This is a genomic window from Gilliamella sp. B14448G11, from assembly GCF_016101765.1.
GTDB lineage: Bacteria > Pseudomonadota > Gammaproteobacteria > Enterobacterales > Orbaceae > Gilliamella > Gilliamella apicola_N.
In genome coordinates this window covers 1-459 of the sequence record NZ_JACFPX010000050.1, presented here as the reverse complement: position 1 = coordinate 459, position 459 = coordinate 1, and the positions used below count along the sequence as shown (strand labels likewise).

1 protein-coding gene is annotated in these 459 nt (G+C 43.4%); it reads left to right on the top strand.

Annotation, left to right across the window (positions count from 1 at the left end; all coding sequences use genetic code 11):
- Positions 1-17 precede the first annotated feature (17 nt).
- The coding region (locus H3S88_RS13135) for a DUF2345 domain-containing protein (protein WP_232354033.1) at positions 18-459 on the top strand (442 nt) is incomplete at its 3' end.

Here is a 459-nt window from a genome sequence, read left to right as displayed (position 1 = left end):
AGGGTAAACAACTTGATATGCAAGGTGCCATTACCCAGCTTGAAAATGCGTTATCAATTGCTAAAGCACTGCAAAATGCAGCAACTGCCTCTGAGGCCCATGGCGCAGATACCGACAGTCAAGAACAACTTAAAGCCACATTAACCCAATTAGCCCAAAGTGGCATTATTGCTTATGCACAAGAGGGCATTGCTTTAACCAGCCCGGAAAACATTCAACTGTCAACGTCAAACAGTGTTTCAATGACCAGTGAAAACCAAACTGACATTAATGCGTTAAAAAACATTACTGTCTCATCTGGTGAATCCATCGGTCTGTTTGCTCATAAATCAGGAATGAAAGTCTTTGCCAACCAAGGTGATGTTGAGGTGCAGGCGCAAAATGCCAACCTGAATATGGCCGCCAAGCAAGATATTAAAATAGACAGTGTCGATGGTGAGCTGACGATTACCGCAAGTA